7 protein-coding genes and 2 tRNA genes are annotated in these 8,433 nt (G+C 64.8%); 5 read left to right on the top strand and 4 right to left on the bottom strand.

What is annotated here, in order from left to right; all coding sequences use genetic code 11:
* The 3 genes from AC56K1_RS20695 to AC56K1_RS20685 form a co-directional block, all read left to right on the top strand.
* Positions 1-421: VF530 family protein (locus tag AC56K1_RS20695; RefSeq protein ID WP_497159670.1), on the top strand; the 421-nt coding region annotated here is incomplete at its 5' end.
* 10 nt (positions 422-431) lie between these two features.
* Positions 432-752 carry a DUF4404 family protein gene (locus tag AC56K1_RS20690; RefSeq protein ID WP_497159669.1) on the top strand — a complete coding sequence of 107 codons (321 nt, stop codon included), beginning with the start codon at positions 432-434 and terminating at the stop codon, positions 750-752.
* 91 nt (positions 753-843) lie between these two features.
* Entirely contained in the window at positions 844-3,114 is a 2,271-nt protein-coding gene (locus AC56K1_RS20685) for a YgiQ family radical SAM protein (RefSeq protein WP_497159668.1), read from the top strand.
* Between the two features lie 148 nt (positions 3,115-3,262).
* Here AC56K1_RS20685 and AC56K1_RS20680 read toward each other — a convergent pair whose 3' ends face one another.
* Both AC56K1_RS20680 and AC56K1_RS20675 read right to left on the bottom strand, forming a co-directional pair.
* Positions 3,263-4,426 carry an AI-2E family transporter gene (locus AC56K1_RS20680; protein ID WP_497159667.1) on the bottom strand — a complete coding sequence of 388 codons (1,164 nt, stop codon included), beginning with the start codon at positions 4,424-4,426 and terminating at the stop codon, positions 3,263-3,265.
* Entirely contained in the window at positions 4,423-4,908 is a 486-nt protein-coding gene (locus tag AC56K1_RS20675) for a cyclic nucleotide-binding domain-containing protein (protein ID WP_497159666.1), read from the bottom strand. Before AC56K1_RS20675 ends, AC56K1_RS20680 begins: the two co-directional genes overlap by 4 nt.
* Before the next feature lie 246 nt (positions 4,909-5,154).
* Between AC56K1_RS20675 and AC56K1_RS20670 the strand changes: the two genes are divergently transcribed.
* Positions 5,155-6,312, top strand: a complete 1,158-nt coding sequence (locus tag AC56K1_RS20670) for a GGDEF domain-containing protein (RefSeq protein WP_497159665.1) — start codon at positions 5,155-5,157, stop codon at positions 6,310-6,312.
* 351 nt (positions 6,313-6,663) lie between these two features.
* Here AC56K1_RS20670 and AC56K1_RS20665 read toward each other — a convergent pair.
* A tRNA-Asp gene (locus AC56K1_RS20665) sits at positions 6,664-6,740 on the bottom strand.
* 42 nt (positions 6,741-6,782) lie between these two features.
* Positions 6,783-6,858: transfer RNA gene (locus tag AC56K1_RS20660), tRNA-Val, on the bottom strand.
* 188 nt (positions 6,859-7,046) lie between these two features.
* Here AC56K1_RS20660 and AC56K1_RS20655 point away from each other — a divergent pair.
* Positions 7,047-8,315, top strand: a complete 1,269-nt coding sequence (locus AC56K1_RS20655) for a glycerate kinase type-2 family protein (RefSeq protein WP_497159664.1) — start codon at positions 7,047-7,049, stop codon at positions 8,313-8,315.
* The last annotated feature ends 118 nt before the right edge of the window (positions 8,316-8,433 follow it).

Here is an 8,433-nt window from a genome sequence, read left to right as displayed (position 1 = left end):
AACACGAAGCCTGCCCGAACGCGTCCAAAACAAGCTAGAACAGCGCCCTCGAAGCGGCCGGGGGCACTCTAGTGAAGAGGTATCGAATTATCTTGGACACCAGTGCGCGCAGGCGGGGGCCCAATTTCGCTCGCTCATCCCCTACGCATGCTACCAATCCGGTGTATATACTGCACCTATCCCCCACTTCCCCACCACCCCCCAAGCGATGAGTGTTCAATCCCTCGAAGGTATTACCTTAGAATCCCTGTTAACCCGCCTCGTCGAGCACTACGGCTGGGAAATACTCGGCCGCCGGATCGACATCAACTGTTTCCAAAAAGACCCGAGCATCAAGTCGAGCCTGAAGTTTTTGCGCCGCACTCCCTGGGCGCGCGAGCAGGTCGAGGCACTCTACCTCGAGACCCGCTTTACCAACTAGCGAGAGCCACATGCTGAACGAAAACGAAAACGAAAACGAGAACGTGAACGTCAATGACAACGGTGCCAACCTGAAGACACGCCTCAAGGGCCTGCACCGCCAGCTGCAGGAGACCGGCGACGTCGATCCCGAACTGGAAACCCTGCTGCGCCAGCTCGACGGCGACATCGACAAGGTGCTCGAGCGCCGCGCCGAGCAGGAATTGGACAACAATACCTATGGCCTGTCGTCGCGCACCCAGGAGCTGGCAGCCCGTTTCAATGCACGCCATCCCACCGTGTCGACCGGCCTGCGCGAGCTCGGCAATATCCTGTCAAACATGGGCATTTGAGTGGTCAGCTCTGCCACAAGTCATTGATAAGTAAGCCATTTTTCGGCCGGTAGGACGACCCTGAAAGGGTTTTCCGGTACAATACCGGCCAATGAACTCCCCAGTAAACCTTTTCGCGAGCGTCGCCAAGCGCTCCAGCCGCGGACCTGCCGCGCCCTTCCTCCCGATGACCCGCGCAGAAATGAACGCGCTCGGGTGGGATTCGTGCGACATCATCCTGATTACCGGCGACGCCTACATCGACCACCCGAGCTTCGGGATGGCGCTGGTGGGCCGCCTGCTGGAATCGCAGGGCTACCGCGTCGGCATCATCAGCCAGCCTGACTGGACTTCCGTCGAGCCCTTCCGCGCGCTCGGCAAGCCGAATTTGTACTGGGGCGTCACTGCCGGCAACATGGACTCGATGGTCAACCGTTATACGGCCGACCGCAAGATCCGTTCCGACGACGCCTATACCCCGAACGCCGAGCCCAATAAACGCCCGGACCGCGCGGTCACCGTCTACTGCCAGCGTGCGCGCGAAGCCTTCCCGGGCGTGCCGGTGATCGCCGGCAGCATCGAAGCCTCGCTGCGCCGCATCGCCCACTACGACTACTGGTCCGACAAGGTGCGCCGCTCGGTGCTGTTCGAATCAAAAGCCGACCTGCTCATCTTCGGCAATGCCGAGCGCGCGCTGGTGGACGTCACCCGCCGCCTCGCGGCCGGCGAAAACATCAAGGAGATCCGCGACCTGCGCGGCACCGCTTTCCTGGTGCCGCAGGGCTGGCTGCTGGATGACGAATGGAGCGTGCACAACTCGACCCGCGTCGACGTGCCGGGCCGCGTCGACGTGCACCCGAACCCATATGCGATGGCGCAAGAAGATACCAAGGCCTGCGCCACCGAGAACGCACAGCCGGAGCAGGTAGTCAAACCGGTCATCATCATGACGCGCGAAGAGCGTCAGGCCGCCGCCCGCGAAAAAGCGCGCAAGACCGTGGTGCGCCTGCCGAGCTTTGATACCGTGAGCGTCGATCCGGTGATGTATGCGCACGCTTCGCGCGTGTTCCACCTTGAATCGAACCCGGGCAATGCGCGCGCACTGGTGCAGGCACACGGCGACCGCGACGTCTGGCTCAATGCGCCGCCGCTGCCGCTCGCCATGGACGAGATGGACAATGTCTACGACCTGCCGTATGCGCGCGCCCCGCACCCGAGCTATGGCAAGGCCCACATCCCGGCCTGGGAAATGATCCGCTATTCGGTCAACATCATGCGCGGCTGCTTTGGTGGCTGCACCTTCTGCTCGATCACCGAGCACGAAGGCCGCATCATCCAGAGCCGCTCGGAGCCGTCGATCCTGCGCGAGATCGAACTGATTCGCGACACCACCAAGAACTTCGCCGGGACGATTACCGACCTCGGTGGCCCGACCGCGAACATGTACCGCCTGGCCTGCAAGGACAAGACGATCGAGGAATCCTGCCGCCGCCTGTCCTGCGTCTACCCGACCATCTGCAGCAACCTCGGCACCGACCACAGCAAATTGATCTCTTTGTACCGCAAGGCTCGCGCCATTCCCGGGATCAAGAAGATTCTGATCGGTTCCGGACTGCGCTACGACCTGGCGGTGCGCTCGCCCGAATACGTGAAAGAGCTGGTGACTCACCACGTGGGCGGCCTGCTGAAGATCGCGCCGGAGCACACCGAAGCCGGCACGCTCTCGAAGATGATGAAGCCGGGTATCGGCGCCTATGACGAGTTCAAGCGCCTGTTCGACAAGTATTCGCTCGAGGCGGGCAAGAAGCAGTACCTGATTCCCTACTTCATCGCGGCCCACCCCGGGTCGACCGACGAGGACATGCTGAACCTGGCGCTGTGGCTGAAGAAAAACAACTTCAAGCTCGACCAGGTGCAGACCTTCACGCCGACCCCGATGGCGATGGCGACCACCATGTACCACTCGCGCAAGAACCCGCTGGCGAAAGTCACCGAAGACTCGGAAGTCGTCGAGACGGCCAAGAGCGGCAAGACCCGCAAGCTGCACAAGGCTTTCCTGCGCTACTACGATCCGGAGAACTGGCCGATCATCCGCGAGGCCTTGCGCCGCATGGGTCGCGGCGACCTGATCGGCACCGGCGAGCGTCACCTGATTCCCCCAGCCGGGGCCGAGCCCGGGCCGGAATGGGACCGCAAGCGCATGGTGCCGGGCGGTACGCCGGTCGCCGAGCGCGAGGTCGGCAAGCGCGGGCCGGGCAATGCGCGCGGCGCGGGACGCGACAAGCCGCAGGCGCGGGTGGAGCGTGCGCCGGCTGCGGTCGTGGCCGCGTCGTCGAAGGTCAAGCCCTCGATCCTGGATACGATCAAGACCAAGCGGAAATAAACGCCGCGACACCGAAGACAAGAAAACCGGAGCTGGTCTCCGGTTTTTTTTCGCCTGCATTTTTGCAGGAAACGTGGACGGAAAACAAGCTGGTACGGGTTTGCGCGTGTACAAGGACGAGGCTGGCGCTGGCCAGCCTGCGCCAGCGTCAGAGTCCGGCGTTGGGCGTGGGCGCCCCGCGCCGCTCGCGCGCGATGTCCAGGTCCACGCTGGCCTGGCGGGTGCGCAGCGCGCGCGCATAGCGGTGGCGCGCGCGCAGGCGCGGGTTGGTCACCAGCCGGCCCAGGGTCTCGCCGATCACCATCACCACGCCCAGCAGCGGCAGCACCAGCATCAGGCCCACTACGCCTGCCAGCGCCCCGCCGGCGAAGATCATCAGGACCGTCACCAGAGGATGCACGCGCAGGCTGCGTCCCAGCGTCAGCGGCATGAACACGAAATCGTCGAGCAGGCGCGCCAGCACGAACACGCCGATCGCGCCATAGGCGATAAAGGGGTTGTTCGGCGCATCGGTCGACGCCACGATCACCACCAGCACGCAGCCGGCCACCGAGCCCACGAAAGGCACCCAGGCCAGCACCGCCGAGATCAGACCGAGCAGCAGGGGCGAGGACACGCCGATGGTCCACAGCCCCAGCGCCAGCACCGCCGTGTCGAGGAAGGTGAGCTTGATGAGGCCTTCGAAATAGCGGCGCGCGGTCTGGTCGACTTCGTGCAGCAGGTTCAGCGCGCGCTCGAAATAGGCGTTGGGCACCGCGCGGGCCAGGAATTTCTTGAAGCGCAGGCCGTCGCGCAGGAAGAAGAAAGTGAGGAAGGGCGCCAGCAGCAGCGAAGGAACCCAGCTTGCCACCGCCACCAGGATCTCACCCAGGTGTTGCGCGGCAAAGTTGTCGGTAAAGGTGCGGAAGGCCGTGTTGACGGTGGTGGTCAGGTGCATCTCGGCCAGCAGCGGGAACTTCTTTTCCAGCAGGGCCATGGTGTTGCGCACGAAGGCGACGCCGCCATCGAGGTACAGGCCGATGGTCTTTTCCCAGGAATCTTCTTCCGGCCCGCGGCTCCACGAGAAGGCCGCCGTCAGGGCCAGCGTGAAGAAGGAGAAGAACAGCAGGCACACCATCAGCGCGGCGGTGTTGCGGCTGAAACCGGCGCGCACCAGGCGCTGCATCGGACCTAGCAAGATGTAGTGCAGCACCGCGCCGAAGATGAAGGGCAGGGCCAGCCACAGCATCTGCTGCACCACCAGCAGCAGCACGCAGGTGGTCGCGATGATGCCGGTCCAGACGACCGGTCCGGCGCGCTCGCCCCCGTTCATAATGCTTCCAGCTGCGGACGCCCCGTGCCCATCCATTCGCGCAGTCGCAGGCCGATGTGGCGTGCCAGCGCCAGCGAGATCTTGTAGCCGATCACGGCGTCGGTTTCCAGCAGCCCGAGGAAGTCGTCACGGAAGAACACCGCCATCTCGCAGGGCTCCAGGGCGCGCGCCTGGGCATTGCGCGGCGAGTTGTCGAGCAGGGCGAGGTCGCCGAAGAAGCCGCCCGGATCAAGCTCGGCGACGACCTGGCTGGTGCCGGCGTGGGTCTTGTTGATGACCACCCTGCCGCTCATGAGCAGGTACAGGGCCTGGCCTTCCTCGCCTTCGTCGAACACGATTTCGTCGGTAAGGTAGCGGCGCTCGTGCAGCAGGCCGTCGACGATCTTCAGCTCCAGCGGCGTCAATGCCGAAAACAGCGCCGAGTTCTTGAGCCGGTGCAGGCGTGGCGACATCTTGGGCGGCTTGAGGAAACCGAAAATCACGTGTGCTCCATCATGGTGCGTTGATATGTTGGCGGATGATTATCTCCTAACGCCTGCTGCTCTGCATCAAAAAGCTGCTGCCCGGCAGTACAGCCCCAGGCCGGCCGTTGCGCTTTACGCATTTGTCCCGTTGTCGCGGCAATTGTGTGAACGGCCATATTAAAAACCGTGTAATATAATTCTCTACGGAAATATGTATTAATAATTTAGCACCTCTGCGGCATCGACGCTGCACAAGGAACGTCAGTGATCGACATCCCCTCATTCCTGCTGGCGCTCGGCATCGGCAATATCGCCTTTGCCGTGCTGATGGCCGGCTATACCCATGGCGGCAGGCCCAATCCCGGCCTGCGCCTGTGGATGTGGGCGCGCTTCGGCATCGGCGTGTGCCAGTTGCTGGGCTGGTCGCGGCCCTACCTGAGTGTACCTGCGCTGAACGGACTCGAGGGCGCGAGCTGGGTACTGGCGGTGTCGCTGGAAGTGGCGGCCTATTGCATCTTCTTCGGTTTCGAGCGCTGGCAGCGCGTGCTGGTGCCGGTCGCGGCGCTGGCGCTGGCGGTCGTTCTGGCCGCCGGGAGCGCCGGTGCGCCGGTGGCCTATCTCACCGCGCTGGTCGCCGCCATGGTCGCGCTGTTCGCGGCGGCGATGGCGTGGATCCTGCTGCGTCCGCGCCGCTACGGCGCCCCGCTGCTGCAGCGGATCATCGGCGTTAACGACGGCCTGTTCGCGGTGGCGGTGGCGCTGTGGGCAGCCACCGGTTTCGCGGGAGATGCACAGCATGGCCAGCGCGCGGCCCAGGAAGGCGCCTACCTGGCCGGCTACCTGCTCATGATCGTCAATGGTTTCGGTTTCCTGCTGCTGTGCAAGCAGAAGGATGATGCCGAGATGGCGCGCCTGGCGACCACGGACAGCCTCACCGGCCTGCCCAACCGCCATGCCTTCCTCGAGCGCGCGGAAAGCGCCCGGCTGGCCGCCCTGCGCATGCGCCAGCCGCTGGCGCTGGTGATGATCGACATCGACCACTTCAAGCAGATCAACGACCGCTTCGGCCACGCCACCGGCGACGAGGCGCTGGCCGTGTTTGCACGGGTGGCGCGCGGCGTGCTGCGTGGGCATGAAACCCTGGGGCGGCTCGGTGGCGAGGAATTCGCCGCGGTGTTGCCGGGGACGGATTTGTTCGGCGCGCGGCAGGCGGCGGAACGGTTGCGGCTGGCAGTGCGGGAGGCAACCGTGGTCACCAGCGGGGCGGCGTACACGATGACGGTAAGTATTGGCGTGGCGGTGCTCGATCCGAACGAGGCGCTGGGGGCGGCGCTGGCGCGGGCGGATCATGCGCTGTATGTGGCCAAGAGCGGGGGGCGGGATCGGGTGGAGGCGGGGATGCCGGAGAAGCGGTGTGCGTAGGGTGGGCGGCTTCTGCTCACGCGTTCAACAGTCGTATGAACGGCCGCAAAGCGCTGATTGGAAAGTAAAGGGCCGGAGCGGACGGGACTCGCCCACGGTCCGCGGGCCGCGGATTCCCGTGCAAACCGTGTGCTCCGCAGGGAGCACACTCTTGCGCGGAAAAGAAAAAAGGATCCCGAAGGATCCTTTTTTCTTGTAGCTGGCGGAGCGGACGGGACTCGCCCACGTCCCGCGGGCCGCGGATTCCCGTGCAAGGGAATCCCTTCGAGTCCCGAGCCGTGTGCTCCGCAGGGAGCACACTCTTGCGCGGAAAAGAAAAAAGGATCCCGAAGGATCCTTTTTTCTTGTAGCTGGCGGAGCGGACGGGACTCGAACCCGCGACCCCCGGCGTGACAGGCCGGTATTCTAACCAACTGAACTACCGCTCCGTTTAATCTGATCGGCACTTCGGTAACATCTGAATGAATCCTTGGTGGGCGCTGAGAGGCTCGAACTCCCGACCTAATCCGTGTAAGGGATCCGCTCTACCAACTGAGCTAAGCGCCCGTGACTCTTTCAGAGGTTTTCTGTCCGACGCTTGTCATTGCGTCCGAAGAGGCCCGAATTATAGAGGCTGCAATTCGGGGTGTGCAAGGGTTTTTCGAAAAAAATTCCAACCCCGGCAGATTGATCTTTTTACCGGCCCGCGATTTTTGTGTAAAGATCAGGCTTGCCCTTGCCTGGAGTGCCTGCCCATGACTGGTCCGCATCCGCTGCTGCACCGCCTGTTCGACGCCGCGATGAAGGCGGCCGACCCGTATCACCTGATCGCGGCGCACCTGCCGCCACCCCCCAAGGGCCGCACCGTAGTGCTGGGCGCGGGCAAGGCGGCGGCGCGCATGGCCGAGGCGGTCGAGCATCACTGGCAGGGCAAGCTCGAAGGCCTGGTGGTTACGCGCTACGGCCATGGCGCGCCGACCCGCCAGGTCGAGGTGATCGAAGCCGGCCACCCGGTGCCGGACGTGGCCGGCGAAGTTGCGGCGCAGCGCATGCTGGCGCTGGCCGAGGGGCTGGGGCCGGACGACCTGGTGCTGTGCCTGGTGTCCGGCGGCGGCTCGGCGCTGATGTCGCTGCCGGCGCCCGGCATCAGCTTCGAGGAGAAGCGCGCGCTCAACCAGGAATTGCTGCGCTGTGGCGCGCCGATCGGCGAAATGAATTGCGTGCGGCGCCATCTTTCCAGCATCAAGGGCGGGCGGCTGGCGCTGGCGTGCTATCCGGCGCGCGTGGTGACCTTGATCGTGTCGGACGTGCCGGGCGACGATCCGGCCGTGGTCGCTTCCGGGCCAACCGTGCCCGACGGCAGCAGCGGCGAAGCCGCCCTCGCCATCCTCAACAAATACGGCATTCCCGTTTCAAGCGCGGTGCGCGCCGTGCTGGCCGACCCGCAGGCCACGTGCCGCGCGGATGACCCGCGCCTGGCGCGCAACGAGACGCATGTCATCGTCACCGCCCAGCAAGCGCTCGATGCGGCGGCCGAGGCGGCGCGCGCGGCCGGCTACGTGCCCATGGTCCTGTCCTCGAGCATGGAAGGCGAGGCGCGCGACGTCGCGCTGGTGCACGCCAGCATTGCCCGCCAGGTCGTCGCGCACGGGCAGCCCCTGCGCGCGCCCTGCGTGATCCTGTCCGGCGGCGAAACCAGCGTCACCGTGCGCGGCCACGGTCGGGGCGGGCGCAATGCCGAGTTCCTGCTGGCGCTGGCGGTGGCGCTGGACGGCCTGCCCGGCGTGCATGCGCTGGCCGCGGACACCGACGGCATCGACGGCACCGAAGACAATGCCGGCGCCTGGCTGGCGCCCGGCACGCTGGCGCTGGCGCGCTCGAAGGGCATCGATGCGCGCGTGCGCCAGCTCGACAACGACGGCTACGGATTCTTCAGCGCGCTCGGCCAGCTGGTGGTCACCGGCCCGACCCGCACCAATGTCAATGACCTGCGCGCCATCGTTATCGAGACGGATGTGTTGTAACGGTGTTGAAAAAAGCTCAACCTGGTGCGAATTGCTTGCTTTAGCAAACATCCATCACTGACAATACCGGCTTTATCAAGTCGGCAAGCTGAAGACATCTCCAAGATGCGCGGCCGAG

The organism is Telluria sp. ZB4P37, from assembly GCF_059685855.1.
The sequence above is the reverse complement of the archived record's forward strand: the minus strand, read 5'-3'. Positions and strand labels throughout refer to the sequence as shown.

Bases quoted from the DNA above. Each gene is read 5' to 3' on its own strand.
- AC56K1_RS20690 (WP_497159669.1), top strand. From the start codon at position 432: ATGCTGAACGAAAACGAAAACGAAAACGAGAACGTGAACGTCAATGAC.
- AC56K1_RS20680 (WP_497159667.1), bottom strand. From the start codon at position 4,426: ATGAACGGGGGCGAGCGCGCCGGACCGGTCGTCTGGACCGGCATCATC.
- AC56K1_RS20685 (WP_497159668.1), top strand. From the start codon at position 844: ATGAACTCCCCAGTAAACCTTTTCGCGAGCGTCGCCAAGCGCTCCAGC.
- AC56K1_RS20655 (WP_497159664.1), top strand. From the start codon at position 7,047: ATGACTGGTCCGCATCCGCTGCTGCACCGCCTGTTCGACGCCGCGATG.